This window comes from Agathobaculum sp. LCP25S3_E8 (assembly GCF_052117165.1).
Classification (GTDB): Bacteria; Bacillota; Clostridia; order Oscillospirales; family Butyricicoccaceae; genus Agathobaculum.
The window spans coordinates 1-22,723 of record NZ_JBQKJR010000037.1; the positions used below are offsets into that span (position 1 = coordinate 1).

26 protein-coding genes, 1 rRNA gene and 1 riboswitch are annotated in these 22,723 nt (G+C 53.4%); of the genes, 25 read left to right on the top strand and 2 right to left on the bottom strand.

From position 1 onward, the window contains the following. The 7 genes from rrf to ACTQ34_RS12130 form a co-directional block, all read left to right on the top strand. Window positions 1–111: ribosomal RNA gene (rrf, locus tag ACTQ34_RS12100) — 5S ribosomal RNA — on the top strand; the annotation flags it as partial. A gap of 50 nt (window positions 112–161) precedes the next feature. Next, complete coding sequence (locus ACTQ34_RS12105; protein ID WP_441364048.1) at window positions 162–809, top strand: HAD family hydrolase; 648 nt, start codon at window positions 162–164, stop codon at window positions 807–809. A 220-nt stretch (window positions 810–1,029) separates the two neighbouring features. After that, window positions 1,030–1,503: a VOC family protein gene (locus tag ACTQ34_RS12110; protein ID WP_441364049.1), complete on the top strand. Its 474-nt coding sequence runs from the start codon at window positions 1,030–1,032 to the stop codon at window positions 1,501–1,503. A 3-nt stretch (window positions 1,504–1,506) separates the two neighbouring features. After that, complete coding sequence (locus tag ACTQ34_RS12115; RefSeq protein WP_441364050.1) at window positions 1,507–2,229, top strand: alpha/beta fold hydrolase; 723 nt, start codon at window positions 1,507–1,509, stop codon at window positions 2,227–2,229. A gap of 5 nt (window positions 2,230–2,234) precedes the next feature. After that, a complete protein-coding gene (locus ACTQ34_RS12120) occupies window positions 2,235–3,401 on the top strand; it encodes an aminotransferase class I/II-fold pyridoxal phosphate-dependent enzyme (protein WP_441364051.1) in 1,167 nt (388 codons plus the stop codon). A 9-nt stretch (window positions 3,402–3,410) separates the two neighbouring features. Next, complete coding sequence (locus ACTQ34_RS12125; RefSeq protein WP_441364052.1) at window positions 3,411–3,791, top strand: VOC family protein; 381 nt, start codon at window positions 3,411–3,413, stop codon at window positions 3,789–3,791. An 11-nt stretch (window positions 3,792–3,802) separates the two neighbouring features. Further along, window positions 3,803–4,552 (top strand): exodeoxyribonuclease III, encoded by a 750-nt coding sequence (locus ACTQ34_RS12130; protein WP_441364053.1) that lies wholly within the window; start codon window positions 3,803–3,805, stop codon window positions 4,550–4,552. A 59-nt stretch (window positions 4,553–4,611) separates the two neighbouring features. Here ACTQ34_RS12130 and ACTQ34_RS12135 read toward each other — a convergent pair whose 3' ends face one another. Continuing rightward, complete coding sequence (locus tag ACTQ34_RS12135; protein WP_441364054.1) at window positions 4,612–5,547, bottom strand: AEC family transporter; 936 nt, start codon at window positions 5,545–5,547, stop codon at window positions 4,612–4,614. A gap of 127 nt (window positions 5,548–5,674) precedes the next feature. On the opposite strand from ACTQ34_RS12135, the gene ACTQ34_RS12140 reads away from it, so the two are divergent. The 18 genes from ACTQ34_RS12140 to ACTQ34_RS12225 all read left to right on the top strand — a co-directional run bounded on the left by ACTQ34_RS12140 (window position 5,675) and on the right by ACTQ34_RS12225 (window position 21,292). After that, window positions 5,675–6,802: a D-alanyl-D-alanine carboxypeptidase family protein gene (locus ACTQ34_RS12140; protein ID WP_441364076.1), complete on the top strand. Its 1,128-nt coding sequence runs from the start codon at window positions 5,675–5,677 to the stop codon at window positions 6,800–6,802. A 98-nt stretch (window positions 6,803–6,900) separates the two neighbouring features. After that, entirely contained in the window at window positions 6,901–7,311 is a 411-nt protein-coding gene (locus ACTQ34_RS12145; RefSeq protein ID WP_441364055.1) for a hypothetical protein, read from the top strand. 354 nt (window positions 7,312–7,665) lie between these two features. After that, on the top strand, window positions 7,666–7,923 hold the full coding sequence (locus ACTQ34_RS12150) for an AtpZ/AtpI family protein (RefSeq protein WP_441364056.1): 258 nt from the start codon (window positions 7,666–7,668) through the stop codon (window positions 7,921–7,923). Beyond that, on the top strand, window positions 7,920–8,303 hold the full coding sequence (locus ACTQ34_RS12155; protein WP_441364057.1) for an ATP synthase subunit I: 384 nt from the start codon (window positions 7,920–7,922) through the stop codon (window positions 8,301–8,303). Before ACTQ34_RS12150 ends, ACTQ34_RS12155 begins: the two co-directional genes overlap by 4 nt. Before the next feature lie 3 nt (window positions 8,304–8,306). Then, entirely contained in the window at window positions 8,307–9,026 is a 720-nt protein-coding gene (locus ACTQ34_RS12160) for a F0F1 ATP synthase subunit A (protein ID WP_373166550.1), read from the top strand. A gap of 75 nt (window positions 9,027–9,101) precedes the next feature. Next, entirely contained in the window at window positions 9,102–9,359 is a 258-nt protein-coding gene (atpE, locus tag ACTQ34_RS12165; RefSeq protein WP_300183535.1) for an ATP synthase F0 subunit C, read from the top strand. 59 nt (window positions 9,360–9,418) lie between these two features. Beyond that, window positions 9,419–9,919, top strand: coding sequence for a F0F1 ATP synthase subunit B (gene atpF, locus ACTQ34_RS12170; RefSeq protein WP_441364058.1), 501 nt, complete (start codon window positions 9,419–9,421; stop codon window positions 9,917–9,919). Window positions 9,920–9,925: 6 nt separating this feature from the next. Beyond that, the gene (gene atpH / locus ACTQ34_RS12175; protein ID WP_441364059.1) at window positions 9,926–10,468 is read left to right on the top strand and encodes an ATP synthase F1 subunit delta; all 543 of its coding nucleotides are present in this window, start codon (window positions 9,926–9,928) and stop codon (window positions 10,466–10,468) included. Between the two features lie 16 nt (window positions 10,469–10,484). Next, window positions 10,485–11,990, top strand: a complete 1,506-nt coding sequence (gene atpA, locus ACTQ34_RS12180) for a F0F1 ATP synthase subunit alpha (protein WP_441364060.1) — start codon at window positions 10,485–10,487, stop codon at window positions 11,988–11,990. A gap of 20 nt (window positions 11,991–12,010) precedes the next feature. Continuing rightward, window positions 12,011–12,880 (top strand): ATP synthase F1 subunit gamma, encoded by an 870-nt coding sequence (atpG, locus tag ACTQ34_RS12185; protein ID WP_441364061.1) that lies wholly within the window; start codon window positions 12,011–12,013, stop codon window positions 12,878–12,880. A 26-nt stretch (window positions 12,881–12,906) separates the two neighbouring features. Next, window positions 12,907–14,304, top strand: a complete 1,398-nt coding sequence (gene atpD, locus ACTQ34_RS12190) for a F0F1 ATP synthase subunit beta (RefSeq protein ID WP_373166555.1) — start codon at window positions 12,907–12,909, stop codon at window positions 14,302–14,304. 1 nt (window position 14,305) lies between these two features. After that, window positions 14,306–14,707 carry an ATP synthase F1 subunit epsilon gene (gene atpC, locus ACTQ34_RS12195; protein WP_441364062.1) on the top strand — a complete coding sequence of 134 codons (402 nt, stop codon included), beginning with the start codon at window positions 14,306–14,308 and terminating at the stop codon, window positions 14,705–14,707. 80 nt (window positions 14,708–14,787) lie between these two features. Continuing rightward, on the top strand, window positions 14,788–15,477 hold the full coding sequence (locus ACTQ34_RS12200) for a YoaK family protein (protein WP_441364063.1): 690 nt from the start codon (window positions 14,788–14,790) through the stop codon (window positions 15,475–15,477). Window positions 15,478–15,615: 138 nt separating this feature from the next. Then, on the top strand, window positions 15,616–15,846 hold the full coding sequence (locus tag ACTQ34_RS12205) for a FeoA family protein (protein WP_441364064.1): 231 nt from the start codon (window positions 15,616–15,618) through the stop codon (window positions 15,844–15,846). Beyond that, on the top strand, window positions 15,843–17,867 hold the full coding sequence (gene feoB / locus ACTQ34_RS12210; protein ID WP_441364065.1) for a ferrous iron transport protein B: 2,025 nt from the start codon (window positions 15,843–15,845) through the stop codon (window positions 17,865–17,867). Before ACTQ34_RS12205 ends, feoB begins: the two co-directional genes overlap by 4 nt. Before the next feature lie 36 nt (window positions 17,868–17,903). After that, on the top strand, window positions 17,904–18,710 hold the full coding sequence (locus ACTQ34_RS12215) for a Cof-type HAD-IIB family hydrolase (RefSeq protein ID WP_441364066.1): 807 nt from the start codon (window positions 17,904–17,906) through the stop codon (window positions 18,708–18,710). Between the two features lie 27 nt (window positions 18,711–18,737). Beyond that, a riboswitch (THF riboswitch) is annotated at window positions 18,738–18,841 on the top strand. Between the two features lie 68 nt (window positions 18,842–18,909). Then, window positions 18,910–19,506, top strand: a complete 597-nt coding sequence (locus tag ACTQ34_RS12220) for a folate family ECF transporter S component (protein ID WP_441364067.1) — start codon at window positions 18,910–18,912, stop codon at window positions 19,504–19,506. A 166-nt stretch (window positions 19,507–19,672) separates the two neighbouring features. Continuing rightward, the gene (locus tag ACTQ34_RS12225) at window positions 19,673–21,292 is read left to right on the top strand and encodes a mannitol dehydrogenase family protein (RefSeq protein ID WP_441364068.1); all 1,620 of its coding nucleotides are present in this window, start codon (window positions 19,673–19,675) and stop codon (window positions 21,290–21,292) included. Between the two features lie 55 nt (window positions 21,293–21,347). On the opposite strand, the gene ACTQ34_RS12230 is transcribed toward ACTQ34_RS12225, so the two are convergent. Beyond that, complete coding sequence (locus ACTQ34_RS12230) at window positions 21,348–22,661, bottom strand: MATE family efflux transporter (RefSeq protein ID WP_441364069.1); 1,314 nt, start codon at window positions 22,659–22,661, stop codon at window positions 21,348–21,350. Between the last annotated feature and the right edge of the window lie 62 nt (window positions 22,662–22,723).

The window sequence follows — 22,723 nt, forward strand, 5'->3', positions numbered from 1 at the left end:
GTCAATGGTGACGAGGGTACACCTGTTCCCATTCCGAACACAGTAGTTAAGCTCGTTTACGGTGACAATACTTGGCTGGCGACGGCCCGGGAAGATAACTCGACGCGCACACAAAAAAGCAGCAACTCTGGTTGCTGCTTTTTTTGCATATGGAGGTAAAAATGTATCAGTATATACTATTTGATTTGGATGGCACGTTGACTGATCCGCGTGAAGGGATTACGAAATCGGTGCAGTATGCGCTTGCAAAAATGGGAATTGAGGAGCCGGATTTAACTTCGTTAGAGCACTTCATCGGGCCACCGCTGTATGATGAGTTTCGGCGCTGCTATGGATTTGATGACATGGAAGCAAAGCAGGCGGTGGCAGCGTACCGGGAGCGCTTTTCAGTGACCGGCTGGAAGGAGAATCTGCTGTTTGACGGTGTGCCGGATATGCTTGAGTCGTTGCATTCTGCTGGAAAGATATTGGCCATTGCATCATCAAAGCCGAAAGTGTTTGTCGAAAAAATATTGAATCATTTTGATATTGCCCAGTATTTTGGCGTAATATCAGGCGCAACGCTGGATGGCAGCATCAGCACAAAGGCGCAGGTTGTGGAGCAGGCGCTGCAATTGCTGTCGGTTTCGGACAAAAGCACAGCTGTGTTAGTAGGCGACCGGATGCATGATGTAGAGGGCGCACAAGCATGCTTGATTGACTGCGTGGGCGTGACGTTTGGTTTTGGCGGGTTGCAGGAATTACAGCGCGCAGGAGCCACACAGATTGTGCAGGATTTTTCTCAGTTGTTGGAAGTGCTGACCAATTGATATAAGCAACACTGCTGCTGAAAAGTAAAAGCCACTGTCGAATTCCCTTCAGATATGTCCAAGTATTTTTGTGGGATTCGACGGCGCAAAGCGTATGCTCTATTCTTTACCGCTGGCGGCAACTGTGATAAAATAATAAATATATTGAAATCAATGATGTTGCTGATGAAATGCGGTACTTAGAAAAGTCGTTCTTGCGGATTGTGACGGAGGAATCGCGATGCTCCAATATCGGTTGCCTGTACTGGCAGTGCGGAATATAGAAATTTCGAAAAAGTTCTATCACGATTTGTTTGACCAAACTGTTGCACTAGATCTTGGCCAGAGTGTTACCTTTTCCGGAGGGTTTGCCATTCAGGAAGATTTTGATCAGCTCGTTGATATTCCCAAGTGCACTATATTGCACCAGTCGAACAATATGGAGTTGTATTTTGAAGTGGATGACTTTGACGCCTTTTTAGAGAAACTCCGTGATTTTCTGGATGTGGAGTTGGTGCATCCTCCCAAAATGCAAGAATGGCATCAGCGTGTAGTGCGGCTGTATGATCCAGACTGGCATATGGTTGAGGTTGGAGAATCTATGGAGGTTGTCGCACGCCGCTTATTGTGCGAGGGTTATGATGTTTTGCAGACCGCGCAGATCATTCAGCATCCGGTAGAGTTTGTAGAACAATGCAGGAAAGGTATGGAGTAGCCTATGTATGAATTTCAGCCGGAGTTTGTTCGCTGTGGTGACGCTCGGATTGCTTATTATGATGCAGGACGTGGCAAACCGTTGGTACTGCTGCACGGAAATGGGGAGGACAGCTCCTATTGGAAGGCGCAGATTCCGGAATTTACTCGCTTTTTTCGCGTAATTGCGGTGGACAGCCGTGGACACGGCGCTTCGGAAGCCGGCACACGCGGCTTGTCTTTTGAACTGATGGCACAGGATTTGAAAACGCTTTTGGATACACTAGGAATCAAAAAAGCGTATGTTCTCGGTTTTTCGGATGGCGGAAATCTGGCGATCAAGTTTGCGTTGATGTTTCCGACGTATGTCGATAAGCTGATCTTAAACGGTGCAAATGTGGAAATGTTTGCGGGCATGAAGCCGCACTTCCAACTGCCGGTTTGCGCCGCTTACGGTGCGCTGCGCGTATTGGGAAAATTCAGTCAGCGGGCGGCGCGCAAGTGCGATGTGTTTGGCCTAATGGTCTATCCATATGGTGTGGTTATGGACGATCTGAAAAAGCTGACAATGCCAACACTGATTATTGTAGGGGAGCATGATATTGTGCGCGACAGCCAGACCAAAGAAATGGCCGCGCGCATTCCGCATTGCCGGGTGGAAATCTTCCGTGACGGGGATCACTTTGTCGCGGCGAAGCAGCCGTCCCGTTTTAACCGTACGGTTGTGGAATTTTTATTGGGGAGATAAGAAAAATGCAGTTTATCAAGGCGGGTCAGACCGCAGAAAGCAATATATTTAACCGGCTGGATGAGAGAAAACGAGCGCTGATTGCCGGCGGCGCAGATGTGATTAATCTGTCTATCGGCACGCCCGATTTTCAGCCGGACGCACACGTGATGCAGGCAGTGAGTCAGGCTGCGCTCAAACCGGAGCAGTACAAGTACTCTTTGACCGAAACGCCTGAGCTGGTTGCGGCGGTGCAGGACTGGTATCGTCGCCGTTATGATGTTTCGCTGGAAGCAGATGAAATTATGGCGGTCTGCGGTTCACAGGAAGGCATTGCACATGTTGGGTTTGCTTTCGCTGGACACAATGACTTAATTCTTGCGCCCGATCCGGGATACCCTATTTTCTCGTTCGGTCCGATGATGACCGGCGCGACGGTTGGCCTGTATCCGCTGCGTGCGGAAAACAATTGGCAGCTGGATTTTGCGGATATTCCGGAAGATATTGCTGAGCGAGCCAAGGCAATCGTAGTATCTTATCCGAATAACCCGACTACTGCGGTGGCAAACCGTGCGTTTTACGAAAAGTTGGTCACTTTTGCGCGGGAGCATAATATCATTGTACTGCACGATAATGCGTATTCGGACTTGATGCTCAATGGGGAACAAGGACTTTCTTTCCTCTCCATTCCGGGGGCGAAAGAGGTAGGTATCGAGTTTAACTCGTTATCCAAGACCTATAATCTGACCGGTATGCGTGTTTCGTTTGCGCTGGGCAATCGTGAGGTGATTGCGCGCTTCCGTGCGTTCCGTTCTCAGATTGACTACGGCATGTTTTACCCCATTCAGGCAGGCGCGGTCGCGGCACTGAACGGTCCGCAGGATATCGTTCGTCGTAATCGGGAAGGCTACATGGCGCGTCGCGATGCACTGTGCGGCGGTCTGCGCCGCATCGGCTGGGATGTGCCGGATGCGCAGGGCACCATGTTTGTCTGGGCGAAAATTCCGAAGCGGTTTTCTTCTTCGGTGGAGTTTGTGTTGGAACTGATGGAAAAGACCGGTGTCATCTGTGTGCCGGGCAGCTCGTTTGGCGCGCAGGGCGAAGGCTATGTGCGGTTTGCGCTGGTTGTTCCGCCGGAGCGGATGGAGGAGGCCGTGCGCCGCATTGACGAGAGCGGGATTCTGCACGGCTGAGGTAATGCAATGAAAATCACGCATATCGCACTATACACCAATGATCTTACGCGGATACGTGCGTTTTATGAAACCTATTTTGGTGGTGTTGCAGGTGCGCTATATCATAATCCTAAAACCGGCCTGCAAACTTATTTCCTGTCCTTTGCAGATGGCGCGCGGCTGGAACTGATGACGCGGCCGCAGCTGAAGGCTGCCGCAGACGGTATGCGTATCGGGTGGGCGCATCTGGCGTTTCAGGTCGGAACACGTGCGGACGTGGATGCGCTGACTGCGCGGCTGCAGGCGGACGGTTATTCCGTCGTCAGTGGTCCGCGCGTGACAGGGGATGGATACTATGAAAGCTGCATACTGGACCCAGATGGGAACACCGTAGAAATTACAGCATAAAAGGAGCAACTATGAAGCTGATCTCTTGGAATGTAAACGGTCTGCGCGCATGCGTGGGCAAGGGCTTTTTCGACTTTCTGGCGGCGGAGCAGCCGGACATGATGTGCTTGCAGGAGACAAAGTTACAGCCCGAGCAGGCGCCGCAGGTCGAGGGGTATCACGAATACTGGAACTCAGCGGAGAAAAAGGGGTATTCGGGCGTGGCGCTGTTCAGTAAGAACGAGCCGCAGTCCGTAACCTATGGCTTGGGTATTGACGAGCATGACCATGAAGGCCGCGTTATCACCGCAGATTATGGCGAGTTTTATCTGGTGACGGTTTATACACCTAATTCGCAGGATGAACTTAAGCGTTTGGACTATCGAATGCAGTGGGAGGATGACTTCCGTGCTTATCTGAAGAAGCTGGACACAGACAAGCCGGTCATTGTATGCGGGGATATGAACGTTGCACACAAGGAAATTGATTTGAAAAACCCCAAAACGAACCGCCGGAACGCGGGTTTCACCGACGAGGAACGCAATAAGATGACCGAACTGCTTGCGGCTGGGTTTACCGACACGTTCCGTCACTTTTATCCGGATGCAGCCGGAGCATATTCGTGGTGGAGCTATCGCTTTAAAGCACGCGAAAAAAATGCCGGATGGCGCATCGACTATTTTCTGGTGTCTGACCGCTTTATTGAACGTGTCAAGGATGCACGTATCTTAAGTAATGTATTTGGATCGGACCATTGTCCGGTGCTGATCGAAATTGAGTGAGAAACAGAATATCATGAAAAAAGACTGCGAAATGTTTCGCAGTCTTTTTTATGTGTTTTTTATCCTCCGATTAACCCGCTCAGTGCGATGATAGACGGGATAGTAATCGCGGATAAAATTGTGGAAACGGCAACCGCGCGCGTAGAAAATAGGTAGTCCGTACCGTAGACCTGACCGAACATCGAGCAGGCCATAGCAACCGGCGCGGCAGCACTGATCAGCATGGTATTGCGCAATATGCTGTTAAGCGGGAGCAGCAGAAAAATTGCCAGTGTAATCAGCGGCAGGATGAGCAAACGCAGAGCGGTGACATAATACACCTGTTTATCCTGAAAACAGGAGCGCAGGTCACATTGCGAGAGAAATGCTCCCAGAATAATCATAGCTACCGGTGTGTTGAGCGAGGCAAGATAGGAAACGCAAGTTGCAGGCATCTGCGGCAAATCAAGGGGCGTCAGGAAAAAGACAAGCCCGATGGCCAGTGACACGGTGCCGGGATTGAATACGGCGTTACGCAGCTTTTGCGCCCGTGTAGTATCGCGGCACAACTGGGAAACGCCATAGCTCCAAAGCAGCACGTTATTGATGGCAATAAATGCGGAACCAAGAAACAGGCCGTAGGAGCCATACAGCGCGTCCAGCAGCGGGAGTGCCATAAAACCGCAGTTGGTGAACACCACGCACATGCGTTTGTCTGCAAAATTTTTGTGCGGTCCGTTGGCGCGAAACAGGAAATGTCCGACAGCCATGGACAACCCCATAGCAATAATGGTGCAGCCTGCTGCAGCTAACAGATCCGTGACGAGCGCAGGGTCGAATTCGCGCTGAAACGAATCAATGACGACGCAGGGTGCGATGATGCGCGTCAGGATAAGCGATAGCTGGCCGGCGCCGTCGTTATTCAAGTATTTCAGCCGAACGCACACAAAACCAACTGCCATCAGCAAAAACATTACAATAATCTGTGAGACTAAAATTTGAATATTCTCCAGCAAAATATGCTCCCTCCGATCTCCAATTTAATTATCATAAAACAGTTTAACGGCGTTTGTCAATGCAAAAGACATGTTTCCGTTTTAACAGGCATAGGATGGAGTGAAAGGGTGGTTGGCTGTGAAAAAAATGATTTGCGCCGCCATACTGGGCGGAATGCTGCTGGTACAGGCGGCGGCGCTGCCGGAAATGGGGGCGCTTAATGCAAAGTCTGCCGCACTGTATGCGGCCAATGGGCAAGAACTGTTTGCGTATAATGCCGATGAGCAATTGCAGCCAGCATCGGTTACAAAGATTATGACGATGCTGCTGACGATGGAGGCGCTTGAGCGTGGCGAGGTTACGCTGGATACCATGATTACGGGCAGCGAATACGCCTGCTCGATGGGCGGAACGCAGGTCTGGCTGGAACCAGGCGAGCAGATGTCGCTCAACGATATGCTGAAAGCAATTGCAGTCGGTTCGGCAAACGACTGTGCGGTAGCGGTGGCGGAGCACCTTGCAGGTACCGAGGCGGCGTTTGTCGAGCGCATGAATCAGCGCGCCGCGGAGCTGGGCTGCACCAATACGCAGTTTATCAATGCCAACGGGTTGGACGGCATGGGGCAGAAAACCATGACCTCAGCGCGTGATATTGCGCTCATCTCCTGCGAGCTGCTGCGGCATCCCAAAATTTTAGAGTACACAGGCATCTGGATGGACAGCATCCGCGGCGGTAAGTTTTCGCTGGCCAACACAAATAAAATGCTCAAGAGTTATCCGGGATTGACCGGACTGAAAACAGGATACATTTCCGAAGCAGGCTTTTGCATTTCGGCCAGCGCCGAGCGGGACGGCCTCAGTCTGGTTGCGGTGGTGATGGCGGCGCCGACCAAGGAAACCCGTATGGCGGACGCATCCGCACTGCTCAATTACGGCTTTGCCAATTTCACGGTTTATACGCCGCCGGATGATTTGCTGCAGCCGGTTCCCGTGCAGCTTGGCAGCGCAGACTTTGTGCAGCCAGTCTTGCAGAATGACCAGTCAATTGTAGTCGAAAAGGAAAAAGCGGCAGAGCTGGAAACGCAATTGGATTTGCCGGATGTGCTCCAGGCCCCGATTACCGCAGGCCAGCAGATTGGGCAGCTGACCGTATCGAGCGGGGGAGAAACCCTGCTGCAGCTTCCCATTACGGCGGCGGAAGATGTGCAGGCGCGCAGTGTTCCGGGACTGCTGATTGAATTCTTAGGAAAACTGGTCGGCGGCGGTACAGCGTAATATGGACAAAATGACGGAAAGTTTGCAAATCAGGCTTGAGGTTTGGGGTAAACTATGGTACACTAAAAGCAACCTCAAAGGTTGGGAGGATATAAACTATGGTAAAACTGATTATTGGCGGTACTGGATCTGGTAAGACCAAGGAATTGATTGATCAGGTCAACACCGCGGTACAAGAAGAAAAGGGAAGCGTGGTTTGCATTTCGCGCGGCAACAAGTTGACTTTTGATATTTCGCATGATGCGCGACTGATTGATGCAACCGATTACCCGATCAAGGATTATGCAAGCCTGCTTGGATTCCTGTGCGGCATTCACGCCGGTAACTATGATATTACGCGCGTTTTCATTGACGGTCTGTACAAAATTACCGGTGTTAAGGACGTGGCAAAGGCAGAGGAGTTCCTCAACATGCTGGATGAGTTCTCCGCGCAGCACAGCGTTAACTTTACGGTTTCCCTCAGTGAGGAGCCGTCCGCTGCGACCGAAGGTATGAGGCGTTTTCTGTAAGAAAATACTTAGCGGTTACAGCAATAATGAAAAAGCAGCGATTATTTCGCTGCTTTTTCATTTTTCGTCGGGTATAGACGCCAACGGAAGCGGGAAAGGTACTACTGCTGTCCCATTGGAAAATATACATCATTTGATAAAGTTTACGTTATTCACACAGATTTTCAAGGAGAGATTGTTCAATATATATGATGAATGAAAGAGGAAAAATTTTTTTTTAGAGATTTCCAATAAAAAGTGTTTCACTTTTTGGTTTGGTTAGGTATAATAAAAACGATATGTGGGAGGGGGCAGTTATGCCTATTTGGTACGGCTGTGCTCGTAATATCAAATCGGCAATATGGGGGAATGCGGTTGAGTCAAAAAAAAGATCATTGGAGTGTGCTGCGTTACCTGATTTATTTTAGTCAGGTCGGATTCACGGTCGTTACACCGCCGGTTCTCTGCTGCTTCGGGGCAATCTGGCTCCGGAACCGGTTTGGATGGGGCAACGGTGTAGTGATTTTCGGAATCCTGCTCGGGATAGCGGTTGCAGCCTGCGGACTGCGGGATTTCCTGCGGTTTACCGAGCGAAAAGCCAGAGAAAGCGAAAGAAAGGAGAAGCTGCCGTGACGGGAAAACAAATCGTGCGGGAAGAGTCGGCGCGGATGTTACGCGGCGTGGTGCCGCTGACACTCATTGCCTTTGGCGTTTTTGTGCTGGCCGGCTGTGAAGTTTGGCGGGCAGGCGTTAGCTTGCTGCTGGGCGCAGCCTATGCGTTGATTTTGTTTCGCATGATTGGCAACAATGTTGCCAAAGCCGCTCTGTTCCCACCGGATCAGGCGACCCGCATCGTGCGGCGCGGCTATTTTTTCCGTTATGTGCTGACTGGCCTTGCGGTGTTTGCGGCTATTAAAGCGCCGTTTATCCACCCGTTGGCCGCAGTGCTTCCGCTCTTCTTTCCAAAAGTGATTTTGCTCTGGTATAACGTAGTTCAGAGGAAAGGAGGTTAGACGGTGAATGTTGAAATAAACGGCCCACAGGTACTGGGGTATCTATTTGGTAATCCCAATCTGCCTATCACGGAAACCATGCGAAATGCGTGGATTGTGATGGCGTTTATCCTGTTCCTGTGCATTTTTCTGACCCGGCGCATGGAGAAAATCCCGAAGGGGAAACAGGCGCTGGCAGAAAAGGCTGTCATTATGATTGACAATTTGGTCGACAGCACCATGGGACAGGGATGCCGGGCGTTCTCGCCTTATATCGCAACGCTGCTGATGAGCTCGCTGTTTGGCTCGCTGGCGTCGCTGTTCTGGATGCGTCCGGTAACGGCCGACCTGAATACGACGCTGGGCTGGGCGCTGATGACGTTTGTATTGATCACATACAACAAGATTAAGTACGGCGGCATCGTTGGCTATCTCAAGGGCTTCTTGGAGCCTGTGTTCGTAATGGCCCCGCTCAATGTGCTCAGCGAAGTGGCCACCCCGGTTTCCATGTCCTTCCGTCATTTCGGTAATATGGCGGGCGGCCTTGTCATTTCGACACTGATCATGGGCGCGCTGGAGGTTCTGTCCAATGCGATTCTGGGCTTTTTGCCCGTGCCGCTGTTGCAGATCGGCTTGCCCGGTATCCTTTCGCTGTACTTTGACTGTTTCACTGCTTGTATGCAGGCATTCATCTTCAGTATGCTGACCATGGCTTATGTAGGTGATGCGCGCGGCAGCAGCTGACGCACAAGGTATGGCAATCAATAACCGAATCCATTCTCAAATTTTGAACAACAACAATTTCAGGAGGAAAAAAGTATGGATCCCAAAGCATTTGTAGCAGGCATGTCCGCCCTCGGCGCCGGTATGGCAATGATCGCAGGTCTTGGCCCTGGTATTGGTGAAGGTTACACCGCCGGTCAGGCGTGTGCCGCTATCGGCCGTCAGCCGGAAGCGCAGGGCGATATCACCCGTACCATGATTCTCGGTATCGCTATGGCCGAGTCCACCGGTATTTACGCACTGGTTGTTGCGCTGATTCTGCTGTTTGCCAACCCGTTTGTCGGCCAGTTCTAAGCAGTCTGGTCATAGCAGGATGAACGGAATCATCTTCCGTTTGGGAAGGAGGTAAAACAGTGCCGGATATATTCCAGTCCTTTGTTTATATCAACTGGTGGAATATCCTTGTGACGATGTGCAATACGCTTATTACGTTTGCCATCATCAAGAAATTCTTGTTTAAGCCGGTGCGCAAGATGCTTGCCGCGCGCGAGGAAGAAGTGCAGGCGATGTATGGAAATGCAGAAAAGGCACAGACCGAAGCCGAGCAGATGCGCAGTGAATACACCGAGCGTCTGGCTAAGGCCAAGGAGGAAGCCGCCGAGATTGTCGGCTCTGCTACCCGCCGCGCGACCGTGCGCAGCGAGGAGATTCTCAAGGAATCCTCGCAGCAGGCCGCTGCCATGATGAAGAAGGCTGAGAGCACCATCGAGCAGGAGCGTAAGAAGGCTATGAACGAGCTTAAGGATGAGGTAGCCAGCCTTTCTGTCATGATCGCCTCCAAGGTCGTCGAGCGCGACGTCAAGGAAGCCGATCACGAGCGCTTCATCGAAGAGTTCATCGACAAGGTGGGGTGAGCGCAGGTGGCTGATATTGTAAGCGAGCGCTATGCGCTGAGCCTGTACGAGGTGGCTGCGGACGAGAAAAAGGAGAAAGCCTATCTCGACGAGTTGGCCGCAGTCAGTGAGGTGTTCGGACAGGAGCCGGATTTCCTCAAGATGCTTTTGACGCCGTCCATCGCGCTGGAGGACAAGCAGAGTGTTCTGCGCAAGGTGTTTGAAGGGCGGATTGAGCCTTTTCTGCTCAATTTCCTGATGCTGATTACGGAAAAAGGCCGTGTCGGTCTGATTCGGGACATGTATCAGGCGTATAAAGAGCATTATTATTTTGAAAACGGCATCGTGGAAGTGCACGCCATTACGGCAAAGCCGATGAGCGAAGCGCTGACCGAAAAGCTGAAAGCCAAAATGAGCGCCGTAACCGGAAAACAGGTGGTGCTCGAAACGTCGGTGGATGAAAGCATCCTCGGCGGTATTGTCGTCAAGCTCGGCAACGAGCAGTTCGACACCAGCCTGCGCACTCGCCTGAGTGAGATTGCCGCACGGCTGACCAATACTATCGCGTAAGGAAGTAGGTGACTTTATGGAATTACGCCCCGAAGAGATTAGCAATATCATCAAAGAGCAGATCACGCACTACCAGAGCCAGATCAAGCTGGCCGACGTCGGTACGGTTGTTACCGTCGGCGACGGCATCGCACATGTCCACGGTCTGGAAAACTGTATGTCCGGCGAGCTGCTCGAATTTCCGGGCGGCGTATACGGCATGGCGCAGAACCTTGAGGAGGATCTGGTCGGCGCCGTAATCCTGGGTTCGGATCAGGATATTCGTGAAGGCGACACGGTAAAACGCACAAACCGCATCGTGGAGGTGCCGGTGGGTGAGGCCATGCTCGGCCGCGTTGTGGACGCGCTGGGCAAGCCGATTGACGGCAAGGGCCCGATCCATACCACGGAGTCGCGTCCGATTGAAAGCCCCGCACCGGGCATCATCGAGCGCGCACCGGTTAACGTACCGCTGCAGACCGGTATCAAGGCAATCGACTCTATGATCCCGATCGGCCGTGGTCAGCGTGAGCTGATTATCGGCGACCGTCAGACCGGTAAGACCGCGATCTGTCTGGATACCATCATCAACCAGAAGGGTACAGGGGTTATCTGTATCTATGTAGCCATCGGCCAGAAGCGTTCGACGGTTGCACAGGTTGCCGAGACGCTGGCGCAGAACGGCGCGATGGATTATACCTGCATCGTCGCCGCGACGGCATCTGAGTCCGCGCCGCTGCAGTATATCGCGCCGTATGCGGGCTGTTCGATCGGCGAGTACTTTATGCATAAGGGCAAGGACGTACTGGTCATTTATGATGACCTGTCCAAGCACGCGGTGGCTTACCGCGCCCTTTCCTTGCTGCTCCATCGTCCGCCAGGACGTGAAGCGTACCCCGGCGACGTATTCTATCTGCATTCCCGTTTGCTGGAACGCGCAGCCAACATCCAGAACGGCGGCTCGCTGACCGCGCTGCCGATTATCGAGACGCAGGCGGGCGACGTTTCGGCTTATATTCCGACCAATGTCATTTCGATTACGGACGGACAGATCTTCCTGGAAACCGAGCTGTTTAACTCCGGTATCCGTCCGGCGGTTAACCCCGGCATTTCGGTATCCCGTGTTGGCGGCAACGCGCAGATCAAGGCGATGAAGAAGGTTGCGGGCACGCTGAAGCTGGCGTATTCGCAGTATCGCGAACTGCAGGCGTTCTCGCAGTTCGGCTCGGACCTCGACGCGGACACCAAGAAGCGCCTGAATCAGGGCGAACGTATCGTGGAAGTGCTCAAGCAGCCGCAGAACAGCCCGATTCCGGTCGAGAAGCAGGTTATCATCATTTTTGCCGTCGTTTCCGGTCAGCTGCTGGACATTCCGGCCGATCAGGTTGCCGCGTTTGAAAAAGAGCTGTTTGAGTTTATCGACGGCGTCTATGGCGATATCCCGGAAACCATCCGCGCGACCAAGCAGATGGACGACGACATCAAGGAGAAGCTGACCAAGGCAATCGAGGAATTCAAAGCAAAGTTCCTTTCCGAGCATTAAGACGGAAGGAGGACTGAACAATGGCTTCCGGAAACATGAAGGACATTAAGCGCCGCATCAAGTCGGTGCAGTCCACCATGCAGATTACCAAGGCAATGGAGCTGGTGGCCTCCTCCAAAATGCGCCGCGCCAAGGAGCGTGCGCTGGCCGCGCGGCCCTATTTCAACACGATGTATGAAACCATCACCCGGCTGGCTGCGGCAACGCGGGGCGGCGACTCGGTCTACACCCGTCGACGCGACGTGAAAAACAGCCTGTATATCATCATCGCGGGCGACCGCGGTCTGGCAGGCGGATACAATGCCAACCTGTTCAAGCTGGCCGCCGCTGAGATGGAGGGCAAAAAGGCGCAGGTCGTCACCATCGGCAAAAAGGCGCAGGAGCATTATGCCAAGCGCGACTGGCCGGTTGCGGCGGATTATCCGGGCATTGCCGAAACCATGAAAATCAGCGACACGCATGAAATCGTCGAGCACATGCTCCGTATGTTCCGCAGCGGGCAGGTGGACGAGGTCTTCCTTTGTTACACCCAGTTTGTCTCGCCCTTGCAGCAGGAGCCTAAGTGCATCCAGCTGTTGCCGGCGAACTTTGATCGCAGCGAACAAGGTGAAAAGACGACTGGCGCGCGTGTGCTGACCGAATACGATCCCTCTCCAGAGGCGGTGTTTGACGCGATCATTCCCGAATACCTGTACGGTGTGCTGTACGGTGCGGTGGTGGAAAGCTACTGCTCCGAGCAGTCCGCACGCCGCATGGCGATGGAGGCTGCGTCCGACAATGCCAGCGAGATGATCGAAAATCTGAATCTGTCCTATAACCGTGCACGTCAGGCAGCCATCACGCAGGAGATCACCGAGATCGTCGCGGGTTCGGGCGAGGTCGGCGCATAGGACGATACGAATTAGGAGTTTTGCCAATGAGTGAGCAGAATATTGGCACCGTTGTCCAGATTATCGGACCGGTGCTGGACATCAAATTTGCTGCCGACGCACTGCCCAAGCTGCTGAGCGCCATCACGATTGACAACAACGGCTGTATTGTAACGGTCGAGGTTGCGCAGCACATCGGTCAGGATACCGTGCGCTGCATCGCGATGGAGTCTACGGACGGTTTGGTGCGCGGCATGAAAGCCGTCGATACCGGCGGACCGATTACGGTCCCGGTCGGCGACAAGAATCTGGGCCGTATTTTTAACCTGCTCGGCCAGCCGGTGGACAACAAGCCGCCGGTTGAAGGCGAGGAGCGTTGGCCCATTCATCGTCCCGCTCCTTCTTATGAAGAGCAGGAATCCACGACGGAAATCCTCGAAACCGGCATCAAGGTCATCGACCTGATTGCGCCGTATGCCAAGGGCGGTAAAATCGGCCTGTTCGGCGGCGCAGGCGTCGGCAAGACGGTTATCATCATGGAGCTGATTAACAACATCGCCAAGCAGCATGGTGGTATTTCGGTATTCACCGGCGTTGGCGAGCGCACCCGTGAGGGCAACGACCTGTATAACGAAATGCAGGAGTCCGGCGTTATCAACAAGACCGCGCTGGTTTATGGTCAGATGAACGAGCCGCCCGGAGCACGTATGCGTGTGGCGCTTTCCGGTCTTACCATGGCGGAGTACTTCCGCGATGTGGAAGGGCAGGACGTGCTGCTGTTTATCGACAACATTTTCCGTTTCACGCAGGCGGGTTCCGAGGTTTCCGCGCTGCTCGGCCGTATGCCGTCGGCCGTAGGCTATCAGCCGACGCTGGCAACCGAGATGGGCGCGCTGCAGGAGCGTATCACCTCGACCAAGAAGGGTTCTATTACGTCCGTACAGGCGGTTTACGTTCCGGCGGACGACTTGACCGACCCCGCGCCGGCGACCACGTTCTCGCATCTGGATGCGAAGGTCGTTTTGTCGCGTGATATTGCGTCGATGGGTATTTATCCCGCGGTTGACCCGCTCGACTCGTCCTCGCGTATTCTGACCGCGGACGTCGTCGGCATCGACCATTATGAGGTTGCGCGTGCGGTGCAGTCCATTTTGCAGAAGTACAAGGACTTGCAGGACATCATCGCCATCCTCGGTATGGACGAACTGTCTGATGAGGATAAGCTGACCGTTGCCCGCGCCCGTAAGATTCAGAACTTCCTGTCGCAGCCGTTCCATGTTGCGGAGCAGTTTACGGGCTTCCAGGGCAAGTATGTTCCGGTTTCGGAGACGATCCGTGGCTTCCGCGAGATTCTCGACGGCAAGCATGACGATCTGCCCGAGTCGGCGTTCCTGTTTGCCGGCACCATCGACGAGGTCGTGGAGAAGGCGAAGAAGGGGGCATAATATGGCTACCTTTCATCTCAAGGTGATGACGGTCGACCGCTGCTTTTATGACGATGAGGTCGACCAAATCGTCATCCGCACCACACAGGGCGATGTTGGCATTTTGCCGCGTCATGTGCCGTATACCGCAGCGCTCGGCATCGGTGGTCTGACCATTTTTCAGAATGGGCAGTCCCGCGTTGCAGCAGTTGCAGGTGGGTTCGTCGACGTATCGCGTGAGCAGACGGTTGTGCTTGCCCGTACCTGTGAATGGGCGGATGAAATCGATATCAACCGCGCCCGCGAAGCCGCTGAGCGTGCCCGTGCCATCCTTCAGAAGAAGGAAAGCGACCATGAGCATGATATTGCGCAGGTCAAGCTGAAAAAGGCAATCAACCGCATGCGGATTGCGGGAGACAAGTGAAGAGAAAACCGTCCGTTGTTGAAACGGGCGGTTTTTTTTGCTATACTGTGAAAAGGAAATGAAGGAGATGGGAAACAAAGATGCAACAGGAAAAAGGGCAGATGTCCGAATCGCTTCTGTTGGGCGGATTGCTGGCAATGGCAGGCGGTTTTTTTGACGCGTATACATATCTCAGCCGCGGCGGTGTTTTTGCCAATGCGCAGACCGGCAATATTGTGCTGTTCGGCCTAAAGCTGGCGGAAGGGGAATGGCAGCGCGCGCTGACGTATTTGCTGCCGATTCTGGCGTTTGCGTTGGGCGTGGTTGCGGCGGAGCTGGTCAAGCGGCGCGGAAAACGCGAAAAAAAGTCGGCTACAGGTCTGCACTGGCGGCAGGTCATTGTCATTGCGGAGATTATTCTGCTGGCGATCGTGACCTTTTTGCCGCAGCAGATGAATATGGTGGTAAATACGGTGATTTCCTTTGTGTGCGCCATGCAGGTGGAAACCTTCCGAAAGGTGCGCGGCAGCGCGTTTGCCACGACTATGTGCACCGGTAATCTTCGTTCGGGTACCGAGCAGCTCATGATTTGGCACCACACAAGGGAAGCGAATGCGGCGCGTAAAGCGCGGCATTATTATTCCATCATTTTATTTTTTATTTTAGGCGCGGCACTGGGGGCACGTTTGACCGATATGCTGGGAGAACGGGCGTTGCTGCTGACTTGCGCGCCGCTGCTGGCTGTATTTGTTTTAATGTTCCGCAAAGAGGAAGCCCATATCTACGGATGACGAAAAAGCGCGCCTGATGGGCGCGCTTTTTGTAGCATTTGGATGGTGGCACGGTGTATCCGCTCCGTTGACATTTGCTAACTGCCACTTTATAATAAAAATGTATATGGCCTTTGTGTAAGGCATCGGGGGAACACTATGAAAACTCTTAATAATTTGAAGCCGGGACAGAGCGGTGTGGTCCAATCCATCACGGCCGAAGGCGCACTGAAACGGCATTTTCTGGATATGGGCATCACCAAGGGCGTGGTGGTGACGATGGAACGCATTGCGCCGTTTGGTGACCCGGTTGCGGTACGCCTGCGCGGGTACAGCCTTTCGCTGCGACGCACGGAAGCAAAAAAAATTGTGCTGGAGGAGCAGGCATGAGCAGTAAAAAAACCATTGCCATCATCGGCAATCCGAACAGCGGCAAAACGACGCTGTTCAACCGGCTCACCGGCTCCAATCAGCATGTCGGCAACTGGCCGGGCGTGACGGTCGACCGTAAGACAGGGCATATCTGTCACGACGGTGTGGGCATTGATATTGTGGACTTGCCCGGTATTTACTCACTCTCGCCCTATACGCAGGAGGAAATTATCGCGCGCGAGTTTGTTCTTTCGGACGAACTGGACGGTATTTTGAATATTGTAGACGCGGCAAATATTGAGCGAAATCTGTATCTGACCTTACAGCTCATCGCGCTGGGGCTGCCGATGGTGGTGGCGCTCGGCTTTATGGATGATGTGCGCGCGCAGGGGATTGAAATTGACTGCGATAAGCTTTCGGAAATGCTGGGGGTGCCGGTGGTGCTGATTTCCGCCAAGCGGGGCGAAAATATGCACAATCTGCTGGACGGACTGGCGCATAACATGCGTGCACCGGATAAGCAGCCGCCGTATCTACATGGTGTAGGCGCAGCTATCCGGCGAGCAGCCGAGCAATTGCGGCCGCTGCCGCTGCGGCAGTGCAGTTTGCCGTTTTACGCGGCAAAACTGCTGGAGGGCGATTCCGAGATGTGGGCGCAGATGGATAGGCTGAACATGCCGACGAAAATCCGGGAGGAAATCAACTCCATTGCAGCCGGTATGCAAAGCCATGCCAACCTGACGGACAAGGAAATGGTGCTGGCGGATGCGCTGTACGACTATATTGAGGAAGTCGTGCGCGCAGCCTATCAGCGACCCAAGGTACATAAAGCGACGCTCACCGAGCGCATCGACAAGATTGTTTTGCATCGCGTATGGGCGCTGCCAATTTTTGCGTTTTTCATGTTCCTGATGTTCTGGTGCACGTTCGGGCCAATTGGTTCGCTGCTGGGCAATGGGATGGAATACCTGATTCAAGGCATCATTTCGCCTGCCATTCACAATGGTTTGACGGCGGCACATACACAGGACTGGTTGATTAGGCTGATTTGTGACGGTGCCATCGGCGGCGTGGGCGGCGTTTTAAGCTTTCTGCCGCAAATTGTGATTCTGTTCTTCTTTCTGTCGGTACTCGAAGATACCGGATATCTTGCGCGCGTGGCGTTTATCATGGACACGCTGCTGCGCCGTATCGGCCTGTCGGGTAAATCCTTTGTGCCGATGCTGATGGGGTTCGGCTGCACCACGCCTGCGGTCATGGCGGCGCGCACGATGGAAAACGACGCTGACCGCCGTATGACCATCATGCTGACGCCCTTCATGTCCTGTGGCGCGAAGCTGCCGGTGTATGCCTTGGTGGCGGGCGCGCTGTTCGGCGCACATCAGGGTCTGGTGGTCATCAGCCTGTATGTGTTGGGTATCCTGATGGGTATTCTGGCGGGCTTTATCCTTAAAAAGACCATTTTCAAGGAAGTATCCTCGGGCTTTGTGCTCGAACTGCCGACCTATCGTCTGCCTTCTTTCAAAGGTACGGTACTTAATATGTGGCAGAAGGCCAAGGACTTTATCACGCGCGCCGGTACGCTGATTTTCCTGATGAGTGTGGTTATCTGGCTCCTGCAAAATTTCACACCTTCGCTTGCTGTGGCGCAGAACGCCGGGGAGAGCATTCTCGGTGTGATTGGCACGTTTATCGCACCGATTTTCCAGCCGCTCGGCTTCGGGCAGTGGCAGGAATCGGTTTCGCTGCTGACCGGACTGGTTGCGAAGGAAGCGGTTGTATCCACGATGAGTGTGTTGTATGGCGCGGGCGGGGACAGCGCGATGCTGTCCGGCTTGCTTGGTACCGTGTTTACACCTCTGTCCGGGTATTCGTTTTTGGTGTTTACACTGTTGTATATGCCATGTATGTCCGCCTTTGCTACCATCAAGCGGGAAATGGGCGGCTGGCGTTGGGCATTTGGTGCGGCGGCGTTCCAGACCGTACTCGCTTATCTTGCGGCGATGGTGATTTATCAAGTGGGCAGCCTCTTCCTGTAAAGGGACAGGAAGCATTGGAAAGGAAATCGGATAGTCATGTCAATCAAACTGATTGCCGCCGATATGGACGGCACCCTTTTGGACAGTCAAAAACGATTGCCGGAAGGACTGTTTTCTCTGATTCATACGCTGCGGGAACGAGGAGTGCGCTTCGCTCCTGCATCCGGGCGGCAATATTATACGCTCTATGAGCAGTTCGGTGAAATTGCTGATGAGCTGGTTTACATCTGTGAAAATGGTGCGGTCGTTTGTGACGGCGCACGCATGATTTCTTTTGAGGCTATGCCGACCGATGAGGTGTGTCGTTCAATCGAGCTGGTGCGCACGCTGCCGGGCGTGGAGGCCATTGTATCCGCACGCCACGGCGGTTTTTATGAAACCTCGGACGATCCCGCATTTCTGGCAAACGCGGCACAATATAGCGTGCGGCGTACCCAGGTGCCCGATTTACTGGAATTCTGTCGGCACGAGCCGGTTTGCAAGGTGGCAGTGTATTGCAAGGGGCGCGCGGAAGAGGTATTACTCCCGGCGTTCCATGCGTTTGCCGAGACTTCGCAGCTGGTTGTTTCGGGCGCAGACTGGATGGATTTGACGCGGCCCGGCATGAACAAGGGGTTGGCGATTGGCGCGCTGTGCAAGAGTTTGCACATCACGCCTGACGAGTGCATGGCGTTTGGAGATTATATGAACGATTTGGAGCTGCTGCAGGCGGTAGGGGAGTCCTATGCCATGGCAAACGGTCACGAGACGCTCAAGAAGGCTGCCAAATATATTTGCCCCTCCAATGATGAAGACGGCGTATGTCGTACCATTCGTCAGGTATTTGGTATTGACAAGGCGTAAAACCATGATACAATAGAAAACGGAAAAAGCAGAGTAGGCTGTAATGCGTTAAGTGCCGCTGAGACGGGGAGTTGTTCAGCGGACGAAAGGGACGAAAATCCCCTGCGGTGTTGCAGTCGCATCCCGCTGCTGCAACTGTTTAGGCATTTCCTAAATCGCTGTGGCAACAGATGAATTGATTTAGGAGGTGTCTTTTTCTATGTCCAAAAAGGAAAATATTTTTTCGCGCTCCCTGAAAGAACTCAAAAGCACACGCTGTCTGGCGTTGACCGCGCTGCTCATTGCCATCAACATTGCGCTTGACCTGCTCGGGCTGACCATCAAGCTGCCGCCCAATCTGCGCATTGGATTCGGCTTTTTGTGCAATGCGGCGGTCGGCATGCTGTTCGGGCCGGTGGTCGGCATGATGGCAGGTGTGTGCACGGACGTACTGGGCTATTTTGCCGGAAATCTGACCATGGGGGCGTACTTCCCTGGCTACACGCTGACAGCAATTGTCGGAGGGTTGTTCTGGGGCCTGTGGCTGTATCCGCGCAAGCTCTCGATCTGGCGTGCAGTGGGCGCAAAAGCGTGCATCAATTTGTTCTGCAATATCGGCCTGAATACCCTGTGGCTGACCATCACAGGAGGAAAGGCGATGAGTGCGCTGCTTGCGCTACGTGTGCCGAAAAACCTGCTGATGCTGCCGATTGAGGCGGCGCTGCTGTACTTCGGCATGAAGCTGGTGCTGCGGCTGTATCATGCGTTGCCGGGTACAGTTGAAACCAAGCATACCGCTAAAAACAACAGTTTATGAGCTGATTTTCCGCCGTCCGGCCTTGCTGGGCGGCTTTTTTTGGCTGCGCTGCTTAGTTTTTGTAGAGATTTCCGATTTTCCCTATGCAACACGGCAAAGTTTTGGTATACTATATACGATAGGGATGAACGGCGTACTCCGTTCGCTGAAAGGAAGTGACTGCTTTATGAAATTGACAAAAGAAAGCATCAAACATAACGCGTCCTGGAAGGGTTACCGCTTGCCGCAATATGATATCGATGCGGTGCGCGAATCCACCCGCAGCGCGCCGACTTGGCTGCATTTTGGCGCAGGAAACCTGTTCCGGGCGTTTCCCGCTGTTTTGGCACAGCGTATGTTGACCGCAGGCCTGTCTGAAACAGGCATCATCTGCTGCGACGGTTATGACGAAGAACTGATTGACCGGTGCTATCGTGCCTGCGACCATCTTTCTCTGGTTGTAACGCTGTATTCCAACGGTACAATCAATAAAGAGGTTGTTGCGTCGGTGACGGAAAGTCTCAAATTGAGTGAGGACAGAGCGCGTTTGAATGAGGTTTTTCTTGCGCCGTCTCTGCAGATGGTCAGCTTTACTCTGACGGAAAAGGGCTATGTCATTCAGGACGATGCCCATGAGTTCCTGCCGGAGTATGCACATGACCGCGATAATGGACCGAAAGACTGCCAATCGTTTTTTGGAAAGCTCGCAGCACTCAGCCTCATGCGCTGCCGTGCAGGCGTGCCGCCTCTGGCTTTCGTTTCGCTGGATAACTGTCAGGATAACGGCGTTCGGCTGGAGCGTGCTGTGCGTTATATGGCGCAGGCATGGAAGGAAAAAGGGTATATCACCGAGGATGAGTACTGCTACCTGCTCAAGAAAAACACCTATCCGCTGTCCATGATTGACAAAATCACCCCGCATCCGGATACCCGCATTGCGGATAAGCTGGAAGAGGATGGCTTGCAGAATGCCCGTCCGTTTGTGACGGAAAAGGGTACCTATGCGGCGATTTACGTCAACTCGGAAAGCCCGCATTATCTGCTCATTGAGGATGCGTTCCCGAACGGTCATCCGCCGCTCGAGCAATGCGGCGTTATCCTGACCCGCCGCGATATCGTGGAAAAGTCCGCGATGATGAAGGTCAGCACCTGCATGAACCCGATGGATACCGCACTGGGCGTATATGGCTGTATGCTGGGTTATACGCAAATCAGTGCGGAAATGAAGGACAAAGAGCTGGTCAATCTGGTCACGCGCATGAGTGAGCAGGAGGCCATGCCGATGGTTGCCGACCCGGGTGTGATTGACCCGGTTTCCTTCCTCCATGAGGTGCTGGGCGAGCGCTATCCCAATCCGTTCCTGCAGGATTCGCCGCAGCGTATTGCAACCGATACCTCGCGCAAGATTGCGCCTCGTTTTGGCGTGACGCTGTATGCGTATTATAATTCGACGCTGCCCGCACACCGTGCGACCAAGCTGGTGTATATTCCGCTGGTACTGGCGGGCTGGCTGCGTTATCTGGTTGGTGTAGATGACCGGGGAGAAGCGTTTCAGCTCAGCCCGGATTCCAATCTGGATCATATCCGCTCACTGATGGGCAATCCCAAGCTGGGAGATGAGGTATCCGAGGAGCAATTGTACCCGCTGCTGGCCAACCGCTACTATTTTGGCGTCAACCTGTTTGAGATTGGTGTAGGCGAGACGGTTGTGCGCATGTTCAATGAACTGAACAAGGGGCCGCGCGCCATCCGCCAGACGCTGTGCCGTTATTGCGGCGAGGAAAAACAGGAAGAATGGATTCTGTAATCTAACTGCAAAAGAAAAAGGAGAACCGAAAGGTTCTCCTTTTTTTGTCATACGGCTATCGTTTTTCTCCTTGCGCAACCAGCTGGAAGCCCGGAACAAAGCGCAGCCAGCGTCCGCTGGCAAAGCGCAGCGTAAACAGGATGCCACGGCACAGCCAGTCGCCAACCATCGCAATCCAGATGCCGATAGCGCCCATCTGAAACAGAACGGCAAGTACGTAGCCAGTGCCAAGCCGCAGCAGCATCATGGATAAGATAGAGCACACCATAGGATAGCGCACATCGTTTGCCGCACGCAACACGTTCGGCATCGTGAAGGACAGCGGCCAGAAGAGCATGGCACAGAAGTTATGGATGAAGATAAGCGTTTGTCCGAGTGCAAGTGCTTCGGGCGACAAACTGTATATTTTCAGCACCAGCGGTGTGGCAAGAATGGTTGCCAGACAACAGCCGGCAAAAATCAGATAGGTGATTTTCAGCAGCTTTTTGGCCATACGGCGCGCCTGCTCGATATCGCCTGCGCCAATACATTGGCCGACAACCGTGATGATAGCAAGGTTCATCGCCTGTCCCGGAATGCAGGCCACCGCGTCAAGGTTGTTTGCCACGGCATTCGCGGCGATTTGTGTGGTGCCGAACAGCGCAATCATGCTGACAACCAGAATGCGCCCCAGCTGGAACAGACTGTTTTCCAATCCGTTGGGTATGCCGATTTGCAAAATGCGTCGAATGAGTGTTTTGTCCGGACGGAAATGACCGCCGCGCCGCAGGCAGACGATATGTTCCGGATGCAGAAGCAGTACCGTGATGACAATGGCTGCAACTCCGCGCGAAAAAACCGAGGATAGAGCGGCGCCTGCAACCCCAAGTTGGAGGCCAAAAATCAAAACAGAGTTGCCGATGAGGTTGACAACATTAATAAGTCCTGCAATCAACATGGAAATGCGGGAGTTGCCTTGAGCGCGGAACAGCGCTGCACCGGCGTTATAAATGGCAAGCACCGGATAAGAGAATACACTGACCGTCAGATAGGTAAGGGCACTGTCCATTACATCGGGTTCAATGGAACCGAACAGCAGCCGAAGCAGCGGTGCGCGTATCAGCATGACCAGTACGCTTAATGCAACCGCGATGCAGGCAACTACAAAATAGAGCTGTCGTGCGGCATTGCATGCGCGCCGGTTTTGCCGCGCGCCAAGCAACTGCGCGACAACGACTGCGCCGCCGGTTGCAAGCGCGGCAAAGATATTGATAATTAATACATTCAGCATGTCGACCAGCGACACACCGGATACTGCCGCTTCTCCCACCGAGGATACCATGATGGTGTCAGCAAGACCGACTGTGATGGACAGCACCTGTTCCAGCACGAGCGGCCAGATTAGTTTTTTCAGTGCGGCGTTGGGGAATAATTCTTTACTCGTTGGTAATA

Bases quoted from the DNA above. Each gene is read 5' to 3' on its own strand.
- ACTQ34_RS12125 (WP_441364052.1), top strand. From the start codon at position 3,411: ATGAAAATCACGCATATCGCACTATACACCAATGATCTTACGCGGATA.
- feoB (WP_441364065.1), top strand. From the start codon at position 15,843: ATGAGCAGTAAAAAAACCATTGCCATCATCGGCAATCCGAACAGCGGC.
- ACTQ34_RS12145 (WP_441364055.1), top strand. From the start codon at position 6,901: ATGGTAAAACTGATTATTGGCGGTACTGGATCTGGTAAGACCAAGGAA.
- ACTQ34_RS12130 (WP_441364053.1), top strand. From the start codon at position 3,803: ATGAAGCTGATCTCTTGGAATGTAAACGGTCTGCGCGCATGCGTGGGC.
- atpE (WP_300183535.1), top strand. From the start codon at position 9,102: ATGGATCCCAAAGCATTTGTAGCAGGCATGTCCGCCCTCGGCGCCGGT.
- atpG (WP_441364061.1), top strand. From the start codon at position 12,011: ATGGCTTCCGGAAACATGAAGGACATTAAGCGCCGCATCAAGTCGGTG.
- ACTQ34_RS12105 (WP_441364048.1), top strand. From the start codon at position 162: ATGTATCAGTATATACTATTTGATTTGGATGGCACGTTGACTGATCCG.
- atpA (WP_441364060.1), top strand. From the start codon at position 10,485: ATGGAATTACGCCCCGAAGAGATTAGCAATATCATCAAAGAGCAGATC.
- ACTQ34_RS12140 (WP_441364076.1), top strand. From the start codon at position 5,675: ATGATTTGCGCCGCCATACTGGGCGGAATGCTGCTGGTACAGGCGGCG.
- ACTQ34_RS12200 (WP_441364063.1), top strand. From the start codon at position 14,788: ATGCAACAGGAAAAAGGGCAGATGTCCGAATCGCTTCTGTTGGGCGGA.
- ACTQ34_RS12110 (WP_441364049.1), top strand. From the start codon at position 1,030: ATGCTCCAATATCGGTTGCCTGTACTGGCAGTGCGGAATATAGAAATT.
- ACTQ34_RS12225 (WP_441364068.1), top strand. From the start codon at position 19,673: ATGAAATTGACAAAAGAAAGCATCAAACATAACGCGTCCTGGAAGGGT.
- ACTQ34_RS12115 (WP_441364050.1), top strand. From the start codon at position 1,507: ATGTATGAATTTCAGCCGGAGTTTGTTCGCTGTGGTGACGCTCGGATT.
- ACTQ34_RS12215 (WP_441364066.1), top strand. From the start codon at position 17,904: ATGTCAATCAAACTGATTGCCGCCGATATGGACGGCACCCTTTTGGAC.
- ACTQ34_RS12205 (WP_441364064.1), top strand. From the start codon at position 15,616: ATGAAAACTCTTAATAATTTGAAGCCGGGACAGAGCGGTGTGGTCCAA.
- atpC (WP_441364062.1), top strand. From the start codon at position 14,306: ATGGCTACCTTTCATCTCAAGGTGATGACGGTCGACCGCTGCTTTTAT.
- ACTQ34_RS12220 (WP_441364067.1), top strand. From the start codon at position 18,910: ATGTCCAAAAAGGAAAATATTTTTTCGCGCTCCCTGAAAGAACTCAAA.
- ACTQ34_RS12120 (WP_441364051.1), top strand. From the start codon at position 2,235: ATGCAGTTTATCAAGGCGGGTCAGACCGCAGAAAGCAATATATTTAAC.
- atpD (WP_373166555.1), top strand. From the start codon at position 12,907: ATGAGTGAGCAGAATATTGGCACCGTTGTCCAGATTATCGGACCGGTG.